The sequence below is a fragment of the Brevibacillus soli genome (assembly GCF_044759095.2).
Taxonomy (GTDB): Bacteria; Bacillota; Bacilli; order Brevibacillales; family Brevibacillaceae; genus JBIYSM02.
The window spans coordinates 47,151-69,979 of record NZ_JBIYSM020000006.1 but is presented as its reverse complement, the minus strand read 5'-3'; the positions used below and the strand labels follow the sequence as shown (position 1 = coordinate 69,979).

General features: G+C 53.1%; 23 protein-coding genes and 2 riboswitches. Of the genes, 15 read left to right on the top strand and 8 right to left on the bottom strand.

Going from position 1 to position 22,829, the window contains the following annotated elements:
- Nucleotides 1-5 precede the first annotated feature (5 nt).
- From ACE99V_RS03995 to ACE99V_RS03985, 3 genes are read left to right on the top strand one after another with little or no spacing between them, the layout of a single operon-like run.
- Entirely contained in the window at nt 6-527 is a 522-nt protein-coding gene (locus tag ACE99V_RS03995) for a shikimate kinase (RefSeq protein WP_400489981.1), read from the top strand.
- A gap of 50 nt (nt 528-577) precedes the next feature.
- Nucleotides 578-739 carry a YqzE family protein gene (locus ACE99V_RS03990; RefSeq protein WP_400489980.1) on the top strand — a complete coding sequence of 54 codons (162 nt, stop codon included), beginning with the start codon at nt 578-580 and terminating at the stop codon, nt 737-739.
- 23 nt (nt 740-762) lie between these two features.
- Nucleotides 763-1,035 carry a YkuS family protein gene (locus ACE99V_RS03985; protein ID WP_400489979.1) on the top strand — a complete coding sequence of 91 codons (273 nt, stop codon included), beginning with the start codon at nt 763-765 and terminating at the stop codon, nt 1,033-1,035.
- A 166-nt stretch (nt 1,036-1,201) separates the two neighbouring features.
- Here ACE99V_RS03985 and ACE99V_RS03980 read toward each other — a convergent pair whose 3' ends face one another.
- The 3 genes from ACE99V_RS03980 to ACE99V_RS03970 form a co-directional block, all read right to left on the bottom strand.
- The gene (locus ACE99V_RS03980; protein WP_420998165.1) at nt 1,202-2,053 is read right to left on the bottom strand and encodes a hypothetical protein; all 852 of its coding nucleotides are present in this window, start codon (nt 2,051-2,053) and stop codon (nt 1,202-1,204) included.
- A gap of 141 nt (nt 2,054-2,194) precedes the next feature.
- Complete coding sequence (locus ACE99V_RS03975) at nt 2,195-3,262, bottom strand: YqhG family protein (RefSeq protein ID WP_400489977.1); 1,068 nt, start codon at nt 3,260-3,262, stop codon at nt 2,195-2,197.
- Between the two features lie 28 nt (nt 3,263-3,290).
- Entirely contained in the window at nt 3,291-4,994 is a 1,704-nt protein-coding gene (locus ACE99V_RS03970) for a DEAD/DEAH box helicase (protein WP_400489976.1), read from the bottom strand.
- Between the two features lie 222 nt (nt 4,995-5,216).
- A riboswitch (glycine riboswitch) is annotated at nt 5,217-5,311 on the top strand.
- Nucleotides 5,312-5,424: riboswitch (glycine riboswitch) on the top strand. It begins immediately after the preceding riboswitch.
- 123 nt (nt 5,425-5,547) lie between these two features.
- Here ACE99V_RS03970 and gcvT point away from each other — a divergent pair.
- From gcvT to ACE99V_RS03950, 4 genes are all read left to right on the top strand, one after another.
- Nucleotides 5,548-6,651, top strand: a complete 1,104-nt coding sequence (gene gcvT, locus ACE99V_RS03965; RefSeq protein ID WP_400489975.1) for a glycine cleavage system aminomethyltransferase GcvT — start codon at nt 5,548-5,550, stop codon at nt 6,649-6,651.
- Nucleotides 6,652-6,690: 39 nt separating this feature from the next.
- Nucleotides 6,691-8,043, top strand: coding sequence for an aminomethyl-transferring glycine dehydrogenase subunit GcvPA (gene gcvPA / locus ACE99V_RS03960; RefSeq protein ID WP_400489974.1), 1,353 nt, complete (start codon nt 6,691-6,693; stop codon nt 8,041-8,043).
- Entirely contained in the window at nt 8,036-9,502 is a 1,467-nt protein-coding gene (gcvPB, locus tag ACE99V_RS03955; protein WP_400489973.1) for an aminomethyl-transferring glycine dehydrogenase subunit GcvPB, read from the top strand. Before gcvPA ends, gcvPB begins: the two co-directional genes overlap by 8 nt.
- Nucleotides 9,503-9,651: 149 nt before the next feature.
- Nucleotides 9,652-10,482, top strand: a complete 831-nt coding sequence (locus ACE99V_RS03950; RefSeq protein WP_400489972.1) for a lipoate--protein ligase family protein — start codon at nt 9,652-9,654, stop codon at nt 10,480-10,482.
- A gap of 49 nt (nt 10,483-10,531) precedes the next feature.
- Here the strand turns inward: ACE99V_RS03950 and dat are convergent, their stop codons facing one another.
- Nucleotides 10,532-11,383 (bottom strand): D-amino-acid transaminase, encoded by an 852-nt coding sequence (dat, locus tag ACE99V_RS03945; RefSeq protein ID WP_400489970.1) that lies wholly within the window; start codon nt 11,381-11,383, stop codon nt 10,532-10,534.
- A 263-nt stretch (nt 11,384-11,646) separates the two neighbouring features.
- Between dat and ACE99V_RS03940 the strand changes: the two genes are divergently transcribed.
- Together ACE99V_RS03940 and ACE99V_RS03935 are read left to right on the top strand one after the other, a co-directional pair.
- Nucleotides 11,647-13,008, top strand: coding sequence for a M28 family peptidase (locus ACE99V_RS03940; RefSeq protein WP_400489969.1), 1,362 nt, complete (start codon nt 11,647-11,649; stop codon nt 13,006-13,008).
- 214 nt (nt 13,009-13,222) lie between these two features.
- Entirely contained in the window at nt 13,223-15,226 is a 2,004-nt protein-coding gene (locus tag ACE99V_RS03935) for a PAS domain S-box protein (protein ID WP_400489968.1), read from the top strand.
- On the opposite strand, the gene ACE99V_RS03930 is transcribed toward ACE99V_RS03935, so the two are convergent.
- Nucleotides 15,223-16,233, bottom strand: coding sequence for a hypothetical protein (locus ACE99V_RS03930; protein WP_400489967.1), 1,011 nt, complete (start codon nt 16,231-16,233; stop codon nt 15,223-15,225). The two genes, ACE99V_RS03935 and ACE99V_RS03930, sit on opposite strands and share 4 nt — an antisense overlap.
- Before the next feature lie 172 nt (nt 16,234-16,405).
- Here ACE99V_RS03930 and mntR point away from each other — a divergent pair, with 172 nt between their 5' ends.
- Complete coding sequence (gene mntR / locus ACE99V_RS03925) at nt 16,406-16,843, top strand: transcriptional regulator MntR (RefSeq protein WP_400489966.1); 438 nt, start codon at nt 16,406-16,408, stop codon at nt 16,841-16,843.
- Between the two features lie 201 nt (nt 16,844-17,044).
- Nucleotides 17,045-17,986, top strand: a complete 942-nt coding sequence (locus tag ACE99V_RS03920) for a patatin-like phospholipase family protein (protein ID WP_400490030.1) — start codon at nt 17,045-17,047, stop codon at nt 17,984-17,986.
- A 22-nt stretch (nt 17,987-18,008) separates the two neighbouring features.
- Here the strand turns inward: ACE99V_RS03920 and ACE99V_RS03915 are convergent, their stop codons facing one another.
- Nucleotides 18,009-18,365, bottom strand: coding sequence for a hypothetical protein (locus ACE99V_RS03915; protein WP_400489965.1), 357 nt, complete (start codon nt 18,363-18,365; stop codon nt 18,009-18,011).
- Between the two features lie 37 nt (nt 18,366-18,402).
- Nucleotides 18,403-19,338: a DUF1385 domain-containing protein gene (locus ACE99V_RS03910; RefSeq protein WP_400489964.1), complete on the bottom strand. Its 936-nt coding sequence runs from the start codon at nt 19,336-19,338 to the stop codon at nt 18,403-18,405.
- A 139-nt stretch (nt 19,339-19,477) separates the two neighbouring features.
- On the opposite strand from ACE99V_RS03910, the gene ACE99V_RS03905 reads away from it, so the two are divergent.
- From ACE99V_RS03905 to efp, 4 genes are all read left to right on the top strand, one after another.
- Nucleotides 19,478-19,942 carry a YqhR family membrane protein gene (locus tag ACE99V_RS03905; protein WP_400489963.1) on the top strand — a complete coding sequence of 155 codons (465 nt, stop codon included), beginning with the start codon at nt 19,478-19,480 and terminating at the stop codon, nt 19,940-19,942.
- 82 nt (nt 19,943-20,024) lie between these two features.
- Nucleotides 20,025-20,465 (top strand): type II 3-dehydroquinate dehydratase, encoded by a 441-nt coding sequence (gene aroQ / locus ACE99V_RS03900; protein WP_400489962.1) that lies wholly within the window; start codon nt 20,025-20,027, stop codon nt 20,463-20,465.
- Nucleotides 20,466-20,496: 31 nt separating this feature from the next.
- Nucleotides 20,497-21,567 carry a M24 family metallopeptidase gene (locus tag ACE99V_RS03895; protein ID WP_400489961.1) on the top strand — a complete coding sequence of 357 codons (1,071 nt, stop codon included), beginning with the start codon at nt 20,497-20,499 and terminating at the stop codon, nt 21,565-21,567.
- Nucleotides 21,568-21,608: 41 nt separating this feature from the next.
- Nucleotides 21,609-22,166 (top strand): elongation factor P, encoded by a 558-nt coding sequence (gene efp, locus ACE99V_RS03890; protein ID WP_400489960.1) that lies wholly within the window; start codon nt 21,609-21,611, stop codon nt 22,164-22,166.
- Nucleotides 22,167-22,363: 197 nt separating this feature from the next.
- Here efp and ACE99V_RS03885 read toward each other — a convergent pair whose 3' ends face one another.
- Nucleotides 22,364-22,828, bottom strand: coding sequence for a DUF441 domain-containing protein (locus ACE99V_RS03885; protein WP_400489959.1), 465 nt, complete (start codon nt 22,826-22,828; stop codon nt 22,364-22,366).
- Between the last annotated feature and the right edge of the window lies 1 nt (nt 22,829).

Below are 22,829 nucleotides of genomic sequence, written 5' to 3'. Positions count from 1 at the left end.
GAAAAATGGGTAACGTCATACTGATCGGTTTTATGGGAACAGGCAAAACAACGGTGGGAAAAGCATTGGCTAAAGCGCTGCAACTGCCTCACCGCGACCTGGATGAGGAGATCGTTGCGCGCGAAGGGTGTTCGATTGCGGAGATTTTTCAATCAAAAGGCGAGCCTTACTTTCGGGATGTGGAAGCAGAACTGTTGGACAAACTGCTGCGGGAACAGGCCCAGGTTCTGACGACGGGAGGAGGAGCCGTGCTTCGGCAGAAGAACGTCGCGACGATGCTGGAAAGAGGAATTGTCATTGCGCTGACGGCGAGCGAAGCGGAGTTGATTCGTCGGCTGGAGTGCGACAGCCAGCGCCCTTTGCTCGCCGGTGGTGCAGCAGAGCGGATCAAGGCATTGTTGGAGCAGCGGAAAGGTGCATACGATTTTGCGCCTATCCAAATTGACACGACGGAAAAAACGGTTGACGCCATCGTGGCGGAAATCATGGCGAGGATGGTTGAAAACGATCCGTCCGGGAAAGACTAATGGCTGAAGCATGATTCCGAGAGGCCGCTAGAGCGGAGGAGGCACATGCCATGTCGTTTCAGGATTATTTGAAATACCTGACCAAGCTGTTTGTTCAGTACATGGAAACCCCCAAGGAAGAGCGAAAGCAGCGCAAGCTTCCGCGTGAGGCGTGGTCGTCCCGTTGGTTCGGTGCGATTCCGATGTCCATCAGGATGTTATTGCGCAAATAAGGATGCACTCAGGGAGGTAACGAATGGCGAGAGTCGCTGTGGAAGGATCTCTGACACAAATTAAAAAAATGCTCCGTGACAACGGTTATGACGTAGTAGAGTTGGGCAACTGGCAGAACCTGGTAGATGCTGTCGTCATTACCGGACAGGATGTCAATGTACTCAATGATCAGAGCAAAACCATTTCCGGAGCGCCAGTCATCAACGCAGACGGGATGTCGGCGCAGGAAGTGTTTCATGCCGTGAACTCCCGTTTGCAGCCAACTGAACATAGGTACTTTGATTCCGGCCGTTGACGATGTGCCGGACTGAGAAAAGGGGCTGTTCCAAAAGTCTGGTGTAGACTGAGGAATTTGCCCCTTTTCCATAGTGTCGAAAAGATACCGTAGCGGGGAGAATGGAAACATGCTTCTTCCCACTGCAGTGAATTATTGGGGAAACCACCTAACACAAGCATGGCCTTCAATTCACATGAAAATCTCCCACTCGTTCGGCATATGCAAACGGCAAAAAGCGCAGCCCGCCATCCCATACCCCGACGTACGCCGCCCTATCGTTCCACAGATGGAGGGAGTTGACGGCAAAAGGAGCGAACACTTCATTTTGATACAGCGACACCGTTAATGTAATGTGCGTGTTGTCATGCTTTTGCATCAGCTGTTCCCAGGAAACCTCATCTTTCGGCTTGTGGAGATCCTGCAGCCAGCCAATATCGTCAAAGGGATCGGTTTGGGCATCGTCAAACAGGCGCATCTGTGTCAGGGATTGACCGGAGCCAGCGAGATTTTCAGCCAAGACCGTATTCATCACGGGATCATCCGGTCTGGCTGTTTGGGGAAAGGTTTCACCTGTCTTTGCATCGATCAGTTGTTGTAACGGATGATGGGCAACCCTCCAGAAGGAGGCGAAGCCGTCGTAAACAGGCTCGGCGGCAATTTCGCGCGGAGCAAAAGCGTCGTCGAACAAAATGTATTCGCCCACCCCGTATTCCAGCAATACGAACGAAGGAGATGGCGAGTCGCCTTGCTGGGGCGATTCTGCCACGATCAGGTAGCCTACCTGCTTACCGGCTTTGTTCAGTGATACCAGCCATTGATGCTGATTGGCTCCCAACGTTTGCACCTCTACACCCGCTTTGCGCCAGTCGCGAAATTGGCCGTCGTGCTGAATGATCTCTTCCATCCACTGATGAACCTGGGACTGAAAGATCTGCTCCCAGCTCTGTTTTTCCGCTCGGACAGCCTGGGACGAGAACATCAGCAGGCAGCAAAGAACAAAACATCCAAGAGAAGACAGGCGTCTGACCATAAGCATGCACCGTCCTTGTCTGTGTATAGAAAAAGTGTACGGTACCTATTGTAACCAGTTCTGAAAAAAAGATTTGTTGCATATTGTCTGAGATGACCGCATTTTTATCGCTGATCTTTTACATTTTCCCCCGCAATCTGCCACGGCCTATACCGGGAACGGCGGCATGTTGTGCAGGTAAAACAGCCCGCCGTTGATGAGCTTTACCTCTATTCGCGGTTCGTGCTGCCAGCGCAGTTCCGCCATGCGGCGCTCTTTTTCCTCTTCAGGCGTGCTCTTTTGCCATTCTCCCTGATTGATTTCCGCCCTGGGTGTCTCCGGTATGGTGTTCATGCGCAAAAAATCGAGAATGCGCCCGCCGGTGGAGCGATATTCGTCGAGCGACTGCGAAGCTTCGACAATAGGTGGATCATCGACAGGAGAGGCCTCTTTCATTCCCGCATCGACGGCAGCGATCTGCTGTTCCCCTCTGTCGTTGTCTTCCTCTTCATTGTCTTCGGGTTTTGCTTCCTCCCGCATCGCCAGTTCCCTGTAGTACGCATCCAGAATGGCCAATTCCTCGTTCAGCCGGGTCCGAGCTTCATCAGCCCAGCGCTGATCCTGTTTTGACAGCACGGCTCGCGTCTCCTGTTCCACCAATTGAAAGGCTTGCAGCAGGGACAGGCGCCTGTCCAGCGTGTAAAAATAGTCGGGGATGGAGGGAGACAGGCTGAGTCTCTTCAGAAACGGGTAAAAATCGTGAACGATGCGAGATTGATGCAAGTTGACGCCGAGGTAGAGCAGCAGATCCCGTTTCTTGTCGCAGATAAACGAGACCTTCAGGTTTACGCCGAGCCACGGCGTGAGTGGGACAGAGCGCCGTTGACCTGCTCCCCTGCCCGCATGCAACGGGGGATGCTCGAACATGCAAACGAATCGGCCGTGTTTCTGGGCAGATTGAAAAATCTGCTGCAACCGTCCTGCACCAAAGTGAATGTGTTCGCCCCGCATACCCTCGGGCGCCTGTTCCTGATCAAAGAAAAAGGTGAGAATCAGGGGCTTTGGCGGAAGGTTCATTTTTTCCACCCAGCTCCAGTAAAAAGGGCGATTTCCGATATCCTTGTCCACTTCCACCGACAGTTTGACGGTCAGATAATCGGGGTGCGACTCCATCACATGAGTGGAAAAGGCAGCCAGATACCGTTCCACAAAATGTCTAATCTGCTGCTGGTTCACGGTCCGCAGTGCCTCCTTTGCAGTGGGACTAGCGCTCCGCCGCTTCCGGCATTTCGCTCTCCGTCTGCTTGCTTTGGCGCAGGGCGCGTATCGCCTGCCCCATGTTGTCCAGTTTCAAGGCCATTTCCCGTTCGGATCGGGAGTCCATGATGATGCTGATCAGGTTTTCCTCCAGCGACTGGTTCAGTGACAAGCGTTCGACAATATCGTCCAGTTCACCGATGACCATCTCGAACAGATCGATCTTTTCATATAAGAGATGGAGAATATGCTGTTCAATCGTACCGACGGTGGAGAGATTGTAGATATGGACATCCCGTTTTTGTCCCAGCCGGTGGACGCGACCGATCCGCTGCTCGACACGCATGGGGTTCCACGGCATGTCATAGTTGATGACCTGATTGCAAAACTGCAGGTTGATTCCTTCGCCGCCCGCTTCCGTCGCAATCAGGACCTGGGCGCGATTCTGGAATAAATCGGTCATCCAGTCCTTCTTGCTGCGTTTAAATCCTCCGCGGAAGGGGACTGAAGTGATGCCGTGTTCGCTGAGGAACTTTTGCAGATAGTTTTGCGTCGCGCGATATTCGGTAAAAACGATCACCTTGTCGTTGATCTCCTGAATCAGTTCCACCGTTTTCGCTGCTTTGGAATGGGCTTCGATTTTCTTGATCATCTCTACCAGCTCCAAAATTTGAGCGCGCATGGGCGAATCCTCTCCCAACCGCTGGTGCATGTTGTACAGGGTCATGAAAGCAGCTTCCCGGCTTGAGCATACTTCACGCTGCAGGGTGATCAGGGCCAGTGAGTTGAAACCGCCCATACCGGAATGGTACTGTTCCCGCACGAATCCGGTAACGCCGTCATACAGGGCCTGTTCTTCCGGCGACAACTCGATCGGGATCGACTGGACGCGGCGGGTGGTAAACTGAATGCCTCCGTCGCTCCGCTTGTTCCGAATCATCACTTTGTCGATTTCGCTCTTCAATTTTTCGTTGTTTTTTGCCTGCCGCTTGCCCTCCACATAATTGGAGGAAAACGTGCTGGTATGGCCCAGATGGCCTGGTTTCAACAGGTTGATCAGGTTGTACAGCTCGTCCATTTCGTTTTGAATCGGTGTTGCGGTGAGCAGAAGACAGTATTTTTTCTTGATTTCCTTGACGAACTGGTAGTTTCGCGTTCGTTTGTTTTTCAGCTTGTGCGCCTCGTCGATGATCAGTATGTCGTAGTCGATGTCCAGTACGTGACGTCTGTGCGGATCGCGTTTGGCTGTGTCAATGGAACCGACCACCACATCGTACTGACGCCACATGTACTCCTTTTTCTGGGCGACAGCAGGAATGCCGAACTTTTGATTCAGTTCCTTGGTCCATTGAATGACCAGCGATGCAGGGACGAGAATCAGGATTTTTTTCGCGAGACCGCGAACCATGTACTCTTTCATGATCAGGCCGGCTTCAATGGTTTTGCCCAACCCCACCTCATCAGCGAGAATCGCTCGTCCGCGCATCTCATTTAACACGCGTTCCGCCGTTTTCAACTGATGGGGGAACGGTTGCACCTTGGTGATGTACTTGAGACACTGCAGCTGGTCAAATTCCCGAACCGCAAGTGCTTCTTCCGCTTCCAGAGCCAGCTGGAACAAATCCCATTTGTGCCAGGGGCCGTCCTGCAGGATCAATTCAGACAGCGGGGAAAGCCACGTTTGGTCAAAGGACACATCAATATTCGGCATCCTTGTTCCCTCCCTTGAAAAAATGCCAATTTTTGTAGGAAAATATGCGAAAACGCAAACATTAACGATTTTTTTCGAAAGTATGTTAAGGGATTATCCAACTGACGCGCAATTTGCATATTTTCATCCGCAGACTCTCATGGTAGGATAGAAAAGGGTATCATGCTTTTGTTAGTATGGAATGGAATCAAAAAGTTATGTATCACCCAACTTTCAACGCGAATGATAGTAGCAGGGAGAGACTGCTTTTACTAGCAGCGCCGAAGGAGCAAGCCGGCAACGGTGAATCTCTCAGGCAAAAGTACCTCTACTGGACGCATCTCTGGAGAGAGCTCACGGAGCCACCCAAGGGGAAACTTGCGACAGGTGTGTCGTTTCAAGACGGTACGCAGCAAGGCAACTCTCAGGTACCAAGGACAGAGGGGAAGAAATTGGGCGCCGGTAAAATACGTTGCTGGCGTTTGCTTTCTTCTGCCGCTCTGTCTTTTTTTGTGGCGGCGAACGCCCGTTCAGAGAAAGGCCCAAGGAACTATACCCAGGAGGTGCAGGTCACATGTCCAATTTGAAACGCACACCGCTTTACCCCATCTATGCCAAATACGGCGCAAAAACAATCGACTTCGGCGGTTGGGAGCTGCCCGTGCAGTTTTCAAGCATCACCCAGGAACATGAAGCAGTGCGCACAAAAGCAGGTTTGTTCGATGTCTCCCACATGGGAGAAGTGGATGTCAAGGGTGAAAAAGCGCTTGACTACCTGCAGCACGTAACGACCAATGACGTATCGAAACTGGTCGTGGGTCAGGCCCAGTACAGCGTGATGTGTTATCCGGATGGAGGAACCGTTGACGACTTGCTGGTTTACAAGTTCGCGGACGACCACTACCTGCTGGTAATCAACGCGGGCAATATCGACAAGGATTTCGCCTGGCTGCAGGAACACCTGATCGACGGTGTTCAGATTGAGAACATTTCACCGCAGACGGCGCAGCTGGCGATCCAGGGACCGTCGTCCGAGTCCATTTTGCAAAAGCTGACGGACACCGATTTGTCTGCCATCGGCTTCTTCCGCTTCCAGCGCGATGTGCTTGTAGATGGCATTCCTGCACTTGTCTCCCGCACAGGCTACACGGGTGAAGACGGCTTCGAAATCTATCTGGACGCAGACAAGGCGATACAGCTGTGGGATCGCCTGCTTGAGACAGGCAAGGAAGAAGGTCTCCTGCCGTGCGGCCTGGGTGCTCGCGATACGCTCCGCTTTGAAGCCCGTTTGCCGCTTTACGGCCAGGAGCTGACCCCCGAGATCACCCCGCTCGAAGTCGGAATCGGCTTTGCTGTCAAGGTTGACAAAGAGGTGCCGTTCATCGGTCAGGAAGTGCTGAAGGCACAAAAGGAAAACGGCGTACCCCGCAAGCTGGTGGGAATCGAAATGATCGACCGCGGCATTCCGCGCACACACTACCCGGTGTATGTCGGCGATGCGCTGGTTGGGGAAGTAACGACGGGAACGCAGTCGCCCACCTTAAAGAAGAACGTCGGATTGGCTCTGATCAAATCGGAGCATGCTGCCCTGGGAACACAGGTGGAAGTGGAAATCCGCGGCAAGCGTCTGAAGGCGGAAGTGGTCGCCACCCCGTTCTACAAACGTCCGAATAGGTAATCCCTTGAAAATTCAGGTTTGAAGAGGAGGACACATCACGTGAAATACCGTTACCTGCCAACAACGGATCAAGACAAGCGCGAGATGCTGGATGCGCTGGGGATTCAACATGTGGATGAGCTGTTTGCCGACATTCCGGCAGAAGTGCGTTTCCAGGGACAGCTTGCCATTTCTGAAGCGCTCTCCGAACCGGAGCTTGTTGCGTACATGCAAGGCCTGGCCAAGAAAAACGTGAACTTTTCCACCCATGTCAACTTCCTCGGCGCAGGGGTCTATCAGCACTACATTCCAAGCGTCGTCAACCACATGCTGCTGCGCGGAGAGTTCTTTACCGCCTATACGCCTTATCAGCCTGAAATCAGCCAGGGCGAGCTGCAGGCCATCTTTGAATTCCAGACGATGGTCTGCGAACTGACCGGCATGGAAGTGGCCAACTCCTCCATGTACGACGGCGCTACCGCTCTCGCCGAAGCGGCGATGATGGCGGCCGGCCACACCGGCAAAAAACGCGTAATCGCCTCCCGCACCGTTCATCCGCAATCGCGCAGCGTACTCAAGACCTACGCGTACGGCCAGAACGTTGAAATTCGCGAAGTGGGCTGCGACAGTGAGGGTGTGACCGATCTGGCCGCTCTGGAAGCCCTGCTCGACGAGGATACGGGAGCGGTAGTGGTGCAATATCCAAACTTCCTGGGGAACGTGGAAGACCTGGCAGCCATTGAGCATCTTGTTCACAGCAAAGGCGCGCTCTTGATCGTATCTTCCAATCCTCTTGCGCTGGGTGTCCTTGAAGCGCCAGGCAAACTGGGTGCCGACATCGTCGTGGGCGACATGCAGCCGTTTGGTATCCCTGCATCCTTCGGCGGTCCGCATTGCGGTTACTTTGCCACCTCCTCCAAACTGATGCGCAAAATGCCGGGACGGATCGTCGGTCAAACCAAGGATGAAAACGGCAAGCGCGGTTTCGTACTGACGCTCCAGGCGCGCGAGCAGCACATCCGTCGTGAAAAAGCGACCTCCAACATCTGCTCCAACCAGGCGCTGCTGGCTCTGGCTGCATCCATTGCCTTGACGGCTCTTGGCAAGCAAGGGGTTCAGGAAATGGCGATGATGAACCTGCAAAAGGCGCACTATGCGAAGCAGGCCTTGAAGGCGAAAGGACTCGAGGTTGTCTTCACCTCGCCGTTCTTCAACGAATTCGTCGTGAAGCTGTCCAAACCAATTGCGGACGTAAACAAACGATTGCTCGAGCGCGGCATCATCGGCGGCTATGATCTGGGCATCGACTATCCGGAATGGGCAGGCCACATGCTGATTGCCGTGACGGAGCTGAGAACGAAAGAAGAGATAGACACGCTGGCGCAGGAATTGGAGGCGATCACTCGTGCGTAACGACAAGGAAAAAGCGTTGATCTTTGAAATGAGCAAGCCGGGACGCGTCAGTTACAACCTTCCGGCTCTGGATGTTCCGGAAGTGGACGTGGCCCGCATGCTGCCCAAGCACCTGATTCGCGAAACACCGGCTGAGCTTCCGGAAGTATCCGAACTGCAGCTGGTGCGCCACTACACCGAGCTGTCCCGCCGAAACCACGGTGTGGACAACGGCTTCTATCCGCTCGGCTCCTGCACGATGAAATACAATCCGAAAATAAACGAAGACATAGCGCGTTTCCCTGGATTTGCACAGACGCACCCGTACCAGCCGGAAGAAACGGTGCAGGGTGCCTTGGAACTGATGTATCATCTGCAAAACGACCTGGCCGAAATCACCGGTATGGATGCAGTCACTCTGCAGCCGGCGGCAGGGGCAGCCGGGGAGTGGACGGGTCTTCTGATGATTCGCGCCTATCACGAGAGCCACGGGGAAGGCCACCGCACCAAAGTAATCGTGCCGAACTCTGCACACGGTACCAACCCTGCTTCGGCGACCATCGCCGGTCTGGATACCATTACCATCCCGTCCGACGAACGCGGTCTTGTCAACATCGACGCATTGCGCGAAGCGGTAGGGCCTGACACGGCGGCTCTGATGCTGACCAACCCGAATACGCTCGGTCTGTTTGAAGAAGACATTGTAGAGATGGCGAAAATCGTTCATGAAGCAGGCGGTCTTTTGTACTACGACGGCGCCAACGCCAACGCCATTCTCGGCATCGCCCGTCCGGGTGACATGGGCTTTGACGTGGTGCACCTCAATTTGCACAAGACGTTCACCGGTCCGCACGGCGGCGGCGGTCCGGGAGCAGGGCCGGTCGGGGTGAAGAAAATCCTCGAGCCGTTCCTGCCCGCTCCGATCGTCGGCAAAAAAGAGGACGGCACGTTCTACTGGGATAACGACCGCCCAAGATCCATCGGCCGCGTAAAAGGCTACCACGGCAACTTTGGCATCCTCGTGCGCGCTTACTCCTACATTCGCACGATGGGCGCGGAAGGTTTGCTGCAGGTTTCGCAAAACGCCGTGCTGAACGCCAACTACATGATGCGCAGGCTGGCAGAAGCATACCACCTGCCGTACGACCGCGTCTGCAAGCACGAGTTCGTCCTCTCCGGCATCAAACAGAAGAAGCAGGGCGTCCGGACGCTGGACATCGCAAAGCGACTTCTGGACTTCGGCTACCATCCGCCGACCATCTACTTCCCGTTGATTGTCGACGAGTGCCTGATGATCGAACCGACCGAGACCGAGACAAAAGAAACGCTGGATGAATTTATCGAGGTCATGCTGCAGATTGCCCGTGAGTGTGAAGAAACTCCGGAGATCGTTCAGGAAGCGCCTCACACCACGGTTGTCAAACGCCTCGACGAAGCGACCGCGGCACGCAAGCCGGTTCTGCGTTACCAGCCGCAATAAGAATCATCATGATGGGAATGACCGCCTGTTTCAGGGCGGTTTTTCCTTTTAAGAATATCGGAGGACTTCGAAAGTGCTGGGACACTTGCCCGCAGCAGAGAGAAAGGCGTACAATGGCGAGGCATGGGATTGGCAGAGGAGGTACATACATGGAAAAATGGCGCTACATCGTCACCGAAGGAATGTCACCGGCGATGAACATGGCGATTGACGAAGCGATTTTGCAAATGCACAGCGAGGGAAAGGTGCCGCCGACCGTTCGCTTTTATACGTGGGATCCGGCGACATTGTCTATCGGGTATTTTCAAAAGGCGGAGAGAGAGATTGATTTTGCCGAATTGCGCAAGCACGGCCTCGGATTTGTGCGCCGTCCTACCGGCGGCCGGGCCGTTCTGCACGATCAGGAACTAACCTACAGTGTAGTTGTCTCAGAAAGCCATCCGAAGATGCCGTCCAGTGTGACAGAGGCGTACAAAGTGATCAGTCTCGGGTTGTTGCACGGGTTTCAAAACCTCGGCCTGCAGGCGGAGATGGTGTCGCTTGCGTCAGAAGAGGAGAAGGAGAAGTACAGCTCCCCCGGTTCTTCGGCTTGTTTTGATTCGCCGTCCTGGTACGAACTGGTGGTGGAGGGGAAAAAAGTGGCGGGAAGCGCGCAGACCCGGCAAAAGGGGATTATTCTGCAGCACGGCTCGATCCTGTTGGATATGGACGTAGACTTGCTTTTCTCCTTGTTGAAATTCCCGTCGGAACGAGTCAAGGAACGAATGATGCAAAGCTTCCGACAAAAAGCCGTGACGATCAACGAGGTGAGTCGTGAGCCGGTCAGTCTGCAGGACGCGATTGCCGCATTCCGCAAAGGCTTTGCCTCCGGTTTGGAAGTGGATCTGGTAGAGGCGGAATTGACCGCTGAGGAGCGGGTGCTGGCAGAAGAGTTGGCCGAGACCCGATATGCTGCCGACGAGTGGAATTTCCGCCGATAAGCAAACAAAAGCTCTCACATAGACGTGAGAGCTTTTTTCTGGATGAGGTTTACACAAGAACTTCAGAGTAGATGTGTTCTTCAAAAAGGGCCTGCAGCTTTTGCGCCATCGGACCGACCTGACCGCTCCCGACAGCTTGGCCGTCCACGGAGATGATCGGCATCACTTCCACGGTGGTCCCGGTGAGGAACAACTCGTCCGCCTGTTTGAGGAATTCGGTGTCAAACGCTTCTTCGTACACCTTGATGTTGTTTTTCTTCGCCAGTTCAATGACCACCTGACGGGTAATTCCGTGCAGGATCAGGTTGTTGGCAGGGTGGGTGTAAAGCGCACCGTCTTTTACGGCAAAAAGGTTGGAAGCGCTGCATTCGGTAACGATGCCGTCGCGGTGCAGAATCGACTCCTGCGCCCCGGCGTCTTTTGCCTCTTGTTTCACCAGTACGGCTCCCAGCAGGTTCAGCGTTTTGATATCGCAGCGCAGCCAGCGGATATCCGGAACCAGCCGTGCGGTCATCCCTTTTTTCATGTCAGCATGAGGACGCTCCTTACGGCGGACAAAACCCATGATGACAGGGCGAATGTCGCCGGGGATATCGTGCTGGCGGGGGGCGTACCCTCGGGAAACCTGCAGATAGAGGATTGCGTCGTCCTCATGGGTAATGCCGTTTTTCTCCAACAATTGGTTGGCGATGTGCAGAAGCTCTTCCTCAGTCCACGGCAGTTCCATTTTTATTTCACGCGCACTGCGGAACAAGCGCGTAATATGTCCTTCCCACTGATACATTTTTCCTCTGTAAATGCGCACCACTTCGTAAATGCCGTCCCCGAAATTGTATCCGCGGTCTTCCGGTTGAATGGCGGCGGTACCCGGTTCAACCCAATTTCCGTCTACGTAGAGCATGGTATTTCCTCCTTCTTTGCTTACAGCCATTATCTGTTTTTTTTTATTCCTTCACAAGAATCAAACGCATACTTCACACCTTCACCTTAGCAAATCAGCGTACAAGGGTCAATTGAGAAGGTTGAAAAATCGGTCAAATACAAAAAATGCTGTCGTTGCTTGGCGCGAAATGGATTTATTTGAAATAGGATTCTGACTAGACGTACAATTTCAATCCACATCATAATGATAGGGAGAGAAGGTTAAAGGCAAAGGGGGATCTCATGAAGAAATGGATGAGGCGTTCATTTGCTTTTCTGTCGGTATGGGGCATCGCTGCATGCGTCCCCTCAGCACATGCGTGGACTGCATCGGCGGCTGAAATCGTTTCGATGGTGGACCCAGACAATCTCTACTTCGACGTGGAACATTTGTCCCAGATGCCGCGCATAGCGGCGACGGAATCGGAGTTTGTGGTCGCATCCTACATCGAACGCAGGCTGCGTTCTTACGGATACGTGACGCGGCTTGTGCCCTTTTTTTACTACGAATACCTGGAGCCAAAATCCTTGATCCTTCAAGTGTCGGGGATGAAGGCGGAGTCCTGGAACTTGTCCTCCTTGACGTATGCGTCAAGCGGTCAAGGCAGCGGTTCACTCCTCGATTGCGGATATGGTACAGAGGAAGGGTTCCGTTCACGTGACGCCAGAGGCAAGGTAGCTCTCATCAAACGGGGCAAGATCCCGTTTTCCGAAAAGGTGCGCAATGCTGCGGCTGCAGGAGCAGTCGCCGCGATCCTGGTAAACGACAGACCGGACCATGACGGCGGCACCCTGGGCGAGCCGTTGGATGCGGCCGTACCCGTCGTAATGGTGACGCAAGAGGATGGCATCAAACTGAGAGAACGCCTGAAAGAAAGTGAAACGCTGCAAGTAACCGTAAAAGTGGACGGGGCATCCATCGTCAAGCGCACGTCCTACAATGTCGAGGCGGTGCGCAAACCGTCAAACGGAAACACGCAACAGATTGTCGTGGTCGGTGCCCACCACGATACGGCACCTGGTTCGCCGGGAGCAAACGACAATGCCTCCGGTGTGGCAGTTCTTTTGGAAACGGCCCGTCTGCTAGCGGAACAACCGATTGACACGGAAGTGCGATTGGTCAGCTTCGGCGCGTCGGAACGGGGACAGCGCGGTTCGGCGGCTTATGTGCAAGGTCTTTCTCCGGATGTGAAGAGCAGGATGGCAGCTGTCTTTCAGCTGGAACGAATGGGAAGCGAGAACGCCGGAGACCTGATCATGGATACGGCCAACGGCAAGCCAAATCTGGTTACGGAACTGGGCAATCAGGCAGGTGCTGCCCTCTCGCCGGTGGGCAAAGACAGCAAAGAGACCGCGAGTGACCATCTGCCTTTTGCCGCAGCAGGGATTCCGGCTGCATTGTTCCTCTATGCGCCGGCAGAAATACGGCATCCTCAACCGGAAGATACCATCAACGACATCAGTAAGGAAAATCTTCTCCGGGCTGCCCAAACAATTGGCATGGCTGTCTGCGAGATTGTCAGCCCCGAAACCCCTGCCTTCGCGATATCCAAACAGTCGGTTGTACTTCCCGCGGAAATGGGGAACGCAAAACAACCGGAGTAGAGAAATGCCCCTCGAACGGAAAAACCCGTTTCGAGGGGTATTCTGCCTTTATGTCATAATCTGTCGAAATCTATGGAATAGATTCACCCTGGGAATCAGGATATAATTTTTACATATGTTAAAAAAGTGAACCTGACAAGCGACTCTAACAGAATGAATTATCGGAAATTTTCGAACAAAACAGCAATTGCGTTACATCACGGAGGAGGGAACGATGAAACACGCAGGTATTGCGATCTCTATTTTGTTTTGTCTGATCATTGGTAGTGGGGTGATGCTTGTCTGGCAGATGAACATGTCGTTTCATGACAGTCATGTTGTGCTGCTCCATCTTATCGGGGACTTGCTGCTCCTTTCCATGGTCGGTTGGCTGTTGTATACCATGAATCAACGGGACAGGCAATCAACCGAAACCATCCTGACAAAGGAACTTCGCTTTCGTGCCTTTATCAACGCGATGCCGGACTATATCTGCGTGAAGGACGATCAGGGAAGGGTACTGGAGATGAACGATGTAGCCCGTTCGCTGTTTCTGATCGAAAATGGGAAGGATCTCGCCGCTGCTGAGCAGAACGAAACATTCACCCGCTCCTTCTGCGGATGCGGAAAGAGCGACGAGATCGTTTGGCAAACGGGGACCCCGCTTAGGCATGAAGAAACATTCCCCATGCCGGATGGAACCTTCCGCCACTTTGACGTCCTCAAGGTGCCGGTCTTCGATACGAGCCAAAAGCGCAGGGTCATTCTGGTCATCGGACGTGATGTCACCAGCAAAAAACAGGCGGAATCAGAGTTGATCCGGACAAAGGAGCAGCTGGAATCATTTTTGCAGCAGTCCCCCGACGCGATATCCGTTATCGATCTGGACGGGAAGGTACTCAGCTGCAACCAAGCGTCGGAACGAATTTTCGGCTATACCGTTGAAGAAGTGCTGGGCGGTATGATACCGGGAATTCCGGCCCATCTGCAAGCAGAAGCAGATGATGTTCACCGGCAGGTGGTAAACGGCAAGCACATCTCTGGATTGGAAGTCATTCGGTATCGCAAGGACGGCTCGCCGATCAACATCTCTCTGTCGCTGTCTCCCATCGTTGATGCCCATGAAAAAGTGGTGGCGATCGCAGGCAGCGCTCGTGACATTACGGAGAAAAAGCACGTGGAGAAGTTGCTGCGGGAAAGTGAAGCAAAGTACCGCTTGATTGCCGAGAACATGACTGACTTGATCAGCATCATAAATGCGGAAGGAACGGTTACCTACGCTTCTCCGTCGCATCAGATGATTCTCGGGTACTCCCAGGATGTCTATTACGGAGAGGGCCGCCATCAGCTTGTACATCCCGACGACCTCGAACAGGTTTGGCAGGGTATCCGGCGGATGAAGCAAACCAAATCGTTGACCACTCTGGAATACCGATTTCTTCATCACGATGGTCATTGGATCCATCTGGAGTCCAGATATAAACCTGTTTTGGACGAGGAGGGGGAGATCCTCAATTTTCTCGTCGTCACCCGTGACATTACGGAGCAGAAGCGGACGGAGGAGCTGCTTCGTCAATCGGACAAGCTTTCGGCTATCGGTCAATTGGCGGCGGGGATCGCCCATGAGATACGCAATCCGCTGACGGCGCTTCGCGGTTTTATCCAGCTGTTGGAGTCGTCGGTGAGCGATGAAAAGAAGTACTGCGAAATCATGCTGGCTGAGCTGGATCGCATCAACTTTATCGTCAGCGAACTGCTGCTGTTGGCCAAGCCGCAGGCAATCAGGTTTCAAATCAAAGATGTGCACGAATTGTTGCAAAATGTCCTGTCTCTGTTAGACACTCAGGCGATCTTAAACAACATTCAGATACATACCAGGTTTGCGGACAATCTCCCGCAGATTTCCTGCGAGGAAAACCAGATCAAACAGGTCTTTATCAACATTTTTAAAAATGCCATTGAAGCGATGCCCCATGGCGGCATGATCACCGTGGAGGGCAGCGTGCGGGAAGACGGAAGTGTGCTGATCCGGATTTCGGACTCAGGCTGCGGTATCGATCCCGACCGTATTCCCAAACTGGGGGAACCGTTCTATACCACCAAAGAAAAAGGAACAGGGCTTGGATTGATGGTAAGCTATAAAATCATTGAAAATCACGGCGGGAGCATTCTCGTCTCCAGCGAATTGAACAAGGGAACCACCGTGGACGTGGTCCTGCCGAGCGCTGTGGGTTTTTAAACCTTGTATCTCCAGCAATAGACGGCGAGTATCAGCATGCCACAGTAGGTGGCGGCCGTGTAAGGCATAGACGTAAAAGCTTCGGTCCACAGAGGAAACAAGGCGAAGGCCGCGGTGGCAATCGACATGACGAGAAGCATGGGCGTCAGCTGCAAGTCGTAGCGCTCCGCTACCGGAACGGTTAAACCGTAGAAAAGAGCGGCCAGTACGAGACCGCTGTGTCCCAGCGATACGAGTGTATGAACAGGAGCAGCGTACGGAATCATCCTTGACAGAATTTCTTTCAGCGGAATCGCCGACGCATGGATCTCGTGCCAATAGGCGAGTAATGCGGCGTGCCCCAGCATGGTCATGAAGAAGAGGAACAGTCCTCCGAGGCCAATTCCCATGCGAATGGCGGCGGGAGTTGGCAGGCGGGTAATGAGCGGCAGCAGAGCAACGACTGACAGCAGGAGATGCAGGGCAAGGTAATAACAGGCGGAAAGGATCCAGTAACCGTTTAACTGGTACGACAGGCTGGGGACGGGGACGTGCCGCTGCTCGGTAAAAATGAGTCCGATACATGCCAGACCCAAGATTAAAAGCAACCAGGCAGCCCGAACCATTTCGTTCATCCCCCGACGTGCCAACCAAAACGCCGTGAAGCAGAGAGAACAGACAACCAAGAGAGCATAGCGGTGATCCGCCTGCAGTACAGCCTGTTGTCCAATGACGGTACCCAGGTAGGCCAGCAGAATGACATAGACCAGGACCGAGAAACTCGGCGCCAGTTTGGAACCAAACAGATGGACGAACAATTCATGCAGGGACGTAAGGCCTCTTTGGTGACAAAACCGTAAGATCGCATACGTAAACCAGCTGATCCCGATGCTGGTCAGCACGATGCCAATCGTCCCCCACGAACCAAAGAAGGAAAAAAATCGCAACCACTCGTATCCGTTCAGGTAAGCGGATCCAAGACTGATCACTGAAAAAAGTAAGGCTATCCGCCAAGCTCCAGCGCTCATCCAACATCATCCTTTTCCCAACTTGGTACAAGTGTATGTGGAAAAGCAGGATTTTCAGAACAGGAAGCACAAACGTACACAGAATCAAAACCAGTCTTGCAAGACCTCCTCTTTCCACGGTATTATGATTTTACGTGCTTTTTTTGGAATACGGTTGAAACGAGGGATTAGCGTGCCAACACCTAGCATGGAAGACTATTTGGAACGAATTTACAGCTTAATTGAGGAAAAAGGTTACGCTCGGGTCTCCGACATAGCAGAAGCGTTGGAAGTGCATCCCTCATCGGTCACGAAAATGGTTCAAAAATTGGACAAGGACAAGTACCTCGTTTACGAAAAGTATCGCGGGCTGGTATTGACGCCAAAAGGGAAAAAAATCGGCAAGCGACTGGTGGATCGACACAGCTTGCTGGAAGAGTTTTTACGTTTGATCGGTGTTGACGAGGAGCATATTTATCGGGATGTGGAAGGGATTGAACACCACTTGAGCTGGGAGTCCATCACATGTCTGGAGTACCTTGTCCAGTACTTTCAGGCGGATGCGGCGCGAGTGGAAGAGCTGCAGCGGATTCGTCAGGAAGAGGAACAAAAGGAAGAGCAGTCGATGTAAATCGCGAGCCGAAATGCGGCTTGCGTTTTTTTTTGGCATATAGGAATTTATAAAATTGGACATCCCATACAGCCACTAGGAAAGTGTTCGGGGCCCCGCCCGGCGAAGCGTTAGCTAAAGTCGGCTGGGTTTTCTTAAGTAACAGGGCCATTCTCTTGCTGAATATACAGTAGCAGATGCTAATGAGGGGATGGTGTGGCCTTGAAAGCAGACGCTGTATTCGAAGGCGGCGGTGTCAAAGGGATCGCTTTTATAGGCGCGTTGAAGGTGATGGAAGAGCAGGGATACGAATGGGAGAAGCTTGCAGGCACCTCTGCCGGCTCCATCGTGGCCGCATTGGTTAGCGCAGGGTATCGCAGTGTAGAACTGTATGAGGTCTTTAAACGAATGGATTATTTTCACTTGTTACAACGAAGGGGACTCGGTCGCATTCCGCTGGTCGGGAATCTCTACAGCTTGTTCGTCCATGAAGGCATGTATCCGAGCGATGGAATCGAGGAGCTCGTTGACGAGCTGCTTCGGAGAAAAGGAATCCGTACGTTCGGAGATTTGTCGGAAGGCAAGCTGCGAATCATCGCTTCAGACATTACCTCTGGCAAAATGCTGGTATTGCCCGATGATCTTGCCCTGTTCGGGGTTGACCCAGCGGATTTTCCCATCTCCAAAGCGGTCCGCATGTCATCCTCCATCCCCTTCTTTTTCCAGCCTGTCCGCATCGATCTGCAGAATCAACCCCACTATGTGGTTGACGGCGGACTCTTGAGCAATTATCCTGTCTGGTTGTTTGACGTTCCGGGCATTCCTCGTTGGCCGACGATCGGTTTTCGTCTGCATGGAAAACGTGCACAAGCGGTGGAAACTAACGTGGACGGACTCTTTTCCTTAACGAAGGGACTCATCATGACGATGCTGGACGCCCACGATCGGCTTTATGTGGAAAAGACAAATGCGGTTCGTACCATCTTTATCGATTCATTGGGGGTGAGAGCCACCCAATTCAAGCTGTCAGAGGAAGTTCGAGACCAGCTGTTCCGCTCTGGCGAGGAGGCTGCACGCCGCTTTTTAGAGATGTGGAACTTTGCGGAGTACATTCGCAGTTACCGCAAAAAAGAGCCGACGATCAAAATAAAAACAGGCTGCTAACATTCGCAGCCTGTTTTCTTTCTCACGGATAGATGTTGTTGGACGAGTCCTGGTCGCTTTGACTCTGTTTTTGATTGGGTTTGCCCTTGTTTCCATCAATCACTTGAAAAGGATGCTGTTTACGCGGAGGATGCCCCTGCTTCTTTACGGGGGGGCGGGACGCGGCAGCTTTCTGCCGTTGTTTCGCCTGGGGAGGCCGTTTTGATCCTGCGGGCAGAAAACGACCGCTTTTCAGGTAGTTGCTGACGAGATAGAAGATCAGGGCAGACAACCCGATAATGATCAGGGTGTTGACCGGATCGGAAATCAGCTGCAGCAAAAAGCCGTAGACAGCAAACAACAACAGAATCATGATGAGCGGGGGAATACGGCGTAACATAGGGCCTCACCTCTATGGTAATGAAAGAATGCCTGAATTACCCGGTTGACATCAAACGCTCGTTAGACACTGCCTGATCCCGCTCACGCATCTTTTGGAATGCGGCGATGGCCACTTCCACCTGGCTGTCGTCCGGTTCCCGCGTCGTGATCTTCTGCAGCCACAGTCCGGGATAACCGAGATAGCGAAGGACGGGAATGTCACGAAGCTTGTTCGTCCATTGCAAGACTTCGTACGAAACGCCGATCACGACCGGCAGGAGAACGATCCGCTGGACGACGCGTTCCCACAGGGAGTCGTACTGAAACAGGGAGTAAATCACGACCCCTACCAACACCGTGAAGATGAGAAAACTGCTTCCGCAGCGATAGTGCAGGGTGGAAAATTTTTGCACGTTCTGTACTGTTAATTCTACCCCGGATTCATAGGCGTTAATCACCTTGTGCTCCGCGCCGTGGTATTGAAACAGCCGCTTGATCAACGGTGCTTGGGCAATGGCCAGAATATAACCCAGCAGCAGCAGGATTTTAAACCCGCCCTCCGCGAGGTTTTGCGGTATGCCGGCAGGCACCCACTTGCCTAGCAGAAACTCCGCCAAAAAGACAGGCACAAGGGTAAAGACGAATTTCCCAAACAGGAAGGAAAGGATACCGACGGCGGCTACACCCAGCACAAGAGTCAGTTTGGACGGTCCTTCCGTCACCTCGTCGTCCGATTCCTGACTGTATCGCTCGGAGGCGAAATTCAAATGCTTCGCCCCGTTGGCGCTCGCTTCAATCAATCCTACGAGACCGCGGACAAATGGAATTTTTTTCAGGCGGTTCAGCCATGTATATTCCACCCGCGGAGCTTCGAAGTACTCAATTTCCTGATTTTTTCTCCGTATGGCAGTAACAGTCACGCTCCGGCCGCCAAACATGACGCCTTCAATGACCGCTTGACCGCCGTAGCTTGGTACGTTTCGCTGCGCCAATTGAGATCACCATCCTTACTTTCTATTCTAGCGTAAACCGCTCTGGGAGGCTACAAGCAGATCATTGCATGCGGCTCCAATTGTAAAGAAATAGTGAAAACAAAAGCGGCGGCACATACTAGGACAGAGGTGAGTGTGAATGAAAGCCATGAAAACAAGACATCCGTCGCACAACGAGCAAGTGGTGAAGAAACGGATCTCCCCATCCAAAATCTTCGAGGTGGCGTTCTGGGGGACTGCCATATGGGGCGTCCTCCGCATGGCCGCCCACTTTCTTAATTTTACGCCCTATGGGATCGGTGCCTATGCACGCCCCTTGCTGGGGATGTACGGAGAAAACTCGCCCACCGGCATCGTCCTGGGCACGGTTGTGATGTTTGCAGGCACATTGGCCGCCACGTTGCTTTATTCGCTGCTGTTTGCCAACCTCCGTTTCTGGTGGGCAGGAATCCTGTACGGCTTGGCTTTTCTGTTGGGCGCGGGCTTTTTCTTCCGCATGGGAAACTGGAATCAACCCACATTAAGTACGGAAGTGGCCTGGTTTCTCTCACTCGGTTTGTTCATCGGAATGACCGTGATGATGGAACGGTTTGATGAAGTGTAATGCCTGTTCAAGGGTTTCCTTCCTATGGTAAAATAAACAACTGGATAAAATGTTTTTTGCTGCGCCATGGGGAGGTTGTGGTATGGTTTCCATCCTGGTAGTGAACGGCCCGAATCTCAATATGCTGGGGAAGCGGGAGCCCGAGGTTTACGGAAGGGAGACGCTTGATGACATCGTCGCCCGTTTGGAAAAGGTCATGGATGAGCTAGGAGGACGGATGGAGCATTGTCAGTCCAACCACGAAGGCGTGCTGATTGATGCCATTCATCGAGCCAAGGGGGTTCACGACGGCATCGTCATCAATCCCGGAGCGTTCACACACTACAGTTACGCGCTCCGCGATGCGCTGGCTGCAGTCTCATTGCCTACCATTGAAGTACATATTTCCAACGTACACGCCCGGGAAGCGTTTCGCCATCATTCCGTGATCGCACCGATTGCCGTCGGCCAGGTGATCGGACTGGGTACGGACGGGTACGAATGGGCACTGCGGGCGCTGGTCCGCAAGATTAGCCGCGTGTAGACGACGCCGGCAAGAAAAAGGGGAGAGGGCTATGACTCAACGCATTGAAAAACTGCGCACGGCTTTGAAGGAGCTTGGGGTCGACGCTTTTATCACGGAAAAGGGAGAAAACCGCCGCTATTTGAGCGGATTTACCGGTTCTACCGGTTGGGTGATCGTCACGAAATCCGAGGCTTTTCTCGTGACGGACTTCCGTTACATCGATCAGGCAAAAGAGCAGGCCGCTCACTTTACCGTAGTCAACAACGAACGAAAGGCCACAGAGGCAATCGCAAAGGTTTTGATGGAGAACGGGGTGAAGCGGCTTGCCTTTGAAGGATCTGTCTCCTTCTCCACCTACCAGGAGTGGAGCAGAGCATTTGAAGGCGTAGAGATGGTGCCTGCCATCGGATTAATGGAAAAACTGCGGATGTACAAGGACGAGTCCGAGCTCACGGTGATTCGGGAGGCGATCCGGATTGCCGACGAAGCATTCAGCCACATTCTTTCCTACATCAAACCTGGGGTGCGCGAGCTTGATGTGGCACTGGAACTGGAATTCTTCATGCGTAAACAGGGAGCGGATTCCTCCGCGTTTGACATCATCGTCGCATCCGGTGCTCGCGGCGCACTTCCGCACGGTGTCGCGAGCGACAAGGTGATCCAGGCGGGGGAGATGGTCACGCTTGATTTCGGAGCCCAGTACAAAGGCTACCATTCCGATATCACCCGTACCGTTGCGGTAGGCGAACCCGATCCGAAGCTGAAAGAGATTTACGACATCGTCCTGCGCGCCCAATTGGCCGGCGTACAGGCGTTGAAGCCGGGCCTTACGGGCAAGGAAGCGGATGCGGTTACCCGCGACATCATCACAGCAGCCGGTTACGGTGAAGCGTACGGACACAGCGCCGGTCATGGCCTGGGTATGCAGGTGCACGAACTGCCAAACCTCTCTGCGGTCAGCCCGCACGTACTTGAGCCGGGCATGCTGGTCACCATGGAACCGGGGATTTACGTCAGCGGACTTGGCGGGGTTCGGATTGAGGACGACTGCCTGATCACGGAGAACGGTTGCGAGATTCTGACGAAATCCACGAAAGAGTTGCTCATTTTGCCTGTCTAATTTATACTATGTGTGGTTATTGATCTTTTAGGAGGCCTATCATGATTTCTGTAAACGATTTTCGTACTGGATTGACGATTGAAGTAGACGGCAACATCTATCAGGTAATCGAATTCCAACACGTAAAACCGGGAAAAGGTGCAGCGTTCGTGCGTTCCAAACTGCGCAACCTGCGCAACGGCAACGTGACGGAAATGACCTTCCGCGGCGGTGAAAAAGTAAACCCTGCCCGCATCGAAACCTCTACCATGCAGTACCTGTACTCGAGCGGTGACGAATACACCTTCATGAACACTGAAACCTACGAGCAAATTACGTTCACGCGTAAACAAATCGAGAACGAATTGAACTTCCTCAAGGAGAACATGAACGTTCAGATCATGCAATACAACGGTGAGACCATCGGTATTCAACTGCCGAACACGGTTGAACTGGTGGTTACCGAGTGCGAACCTGGCGTGAAAGGCGATACGGCGTCGAACGTCACGAAGAAAGCGACGCTGGAGACCGGCTTCGTGGTGAACGTTCCGCTGTTCGTCAATGAAGGAGACAAACTGATCATCGATACGCGCACCCAACAATACGTTTCCCGCGCGTAACATGAAAACAAAGCCAAGGCTGTACCCATACGGGTACAGCCTTTTTTGGTAGATAGGAATTTATAAAATTGGACCGCCAATACAGCCACTAAGAAAGTGTTCGGGGCCCCAGCCGACGCCAGAAAGGGACCCCACTCGGCACAGCGGCAGCTTTCGCCGAGTGGGTTATAGCCTAGCTTAAGTCGGCTGGGCTTTGCTCACCAGCGCCCTCCAAACCATTCCCATACTTTCATTACAAACGCGGTGATTCCCGCCGCCATCAACGGTCCCACAGGAATTCCCCGGAAGAACACGATGCCGATGATCGATCCAATGACGAGCCCGACGATGATGTGAGGTTCCGTCCGCAATAGGTCCAGGCCTTTTCCGTTCATCCATGTCGCGATTGCCCCGCCTGCCAGTGCCAGCATGCCGATGAGAGTGGTGAACAGAGGGGTTACATCTTTCCACGATACCCTCTCATTCGCGAATGGCACCAATACGGATATCGTCAAAAAAAGCAGCCCCAGCTCGAGCCCTCTTCGTTCTACAGCCGGAAAAAACCGTTCCAATGAGGTCAGCTTCAGCACCAGAAGAATACTGGCTGCCGTCGCAATGATCGGTGAGCGTCCAATTAACCCTACGACGATAAGAACGACAAGCATTACTTCTCCTGACATCATC

Excerpts from the sequence above, each read along its gene's own strand:
- ACE99V_RS03995 (WP_400489981.1), top strand. The coding sequence starts at position 6 with ATGGGTAACGTCATACTGATCGGTTTTATGGGAACAGGCAAAACAACG.
- ACE99V_RS03990 (WP_400489980.1), top strand. The coding sequence starts at position 578 with ATGTCGTTTCAGGATTATTTGAAATACCTGACCAAGCTGTTTGTTCAG.
- ACE99V_RS03985 (WP_400489979.1), top strand. The coding sequence starts at position 763 with ATGGCGAGAGTCGCTGTGGAAGGATCTCTGACACAAATTAAAAAAATG.
- ACE99V_RS03980 (WP_420998165.1), bottom strand. The coding sequence starts at position 2,053 with ATGCTTATGGTCAGACGCCTGTCTTCTCTTGGATGTTTTGTTCTTTGC.
- ACE99V_RS03970 (WP_400489976.1), bottom strand. The coding sequence starts at position 4,994 with ATGCCGAATATTGATGTGTCCTTTGACCAAACGTGGCTTTCCCCGCTG.
- gcvT (WP_400489975.1), top strand. The coding sequence starts at position 5,548 with ATGTCCAATTTGAAACGCACACCGCTTTACCCCATCTATGCCAAATAC.
- ACE99V_RS03950 (WP_400489972.1), top strand. The coding sequence starts at position 9,652 with ATGGAAAAATGGCGCTACATCGTCACCGAAGGAATGTCACCGGCGATG.
- dat (WP_400489970.1), bottom strand. The coding sequence starts at position 11,383 with ATGCTCTACGTAGACGGAAATTGGGTTGAACCGGGTACCGCCGCCATT.
- ACE99V_RS03940 (WP_400489969.1), top strand. The coding sequence starts at position 11,647 with ATGAAGAAATGGATGAGGCGTTCATTTGCTTTTCTGTCGGTATGGGGC.
- ACE99V_RS03935 (WP_400489968.1), top strand. The coding sequence starts at position 13,223 with ATGAAACACGCAGGTATTGCGATCTCTATTTTGTTTTGTCTGATCATT.
- ACE99V_RS03930 (WP_400489967.1), bottom strand. The coding sequence starts at position 16,233 with ATGAGCGCTGGAGCTTGGCGGATAGCCTTACTTTTTTCAGTGATCAGT.
- ACE99V_RS03915 (WP_400489965.1), bottom strand. The coding sequence starts at position 18,365 with ATGTTACGCCGTATTCCCCCGCTCATCATGATTCTGTTGTTGTTTGCT.
- ACE99V_RS03905 (WP_400489963.1), top strand. The coding sequence starts at position 19,478 with ATGAAAGCCATGAAAACAAGACATCCGTCGCACAACGAGCAAGTGGTG.
- aroQ (WP_400489962.1), top strand. The coding sequence starts at position 20,025 with ATGGTTTCCATCCTGGTAGTGAACGGCCCGAATCTCAATATGCTGGGG.
- ACE99V_RS03895 (WP_400489961.1), top strand. The coding sequence starts at position 20,497 with ATGACTCAACGCATTGAAAAACTGCGCACGGCTTTGAAGGAGCTTGGG.
- efp (WP_400489960.1), top strand. The coding sequence starts at position 21,609 with ATGATTTCTGTAAACGATTTTCGTACTGGATTGACGATTGAAGTAGAC.
- ACE99V_RS03885 (WP_400489959.1), bottom strand. The coding sequence starts at position 22,828 with ATGATGTCAGGAGAAGTAATGCTTGTCGTTCTTATCGTCGTAGGGTTA.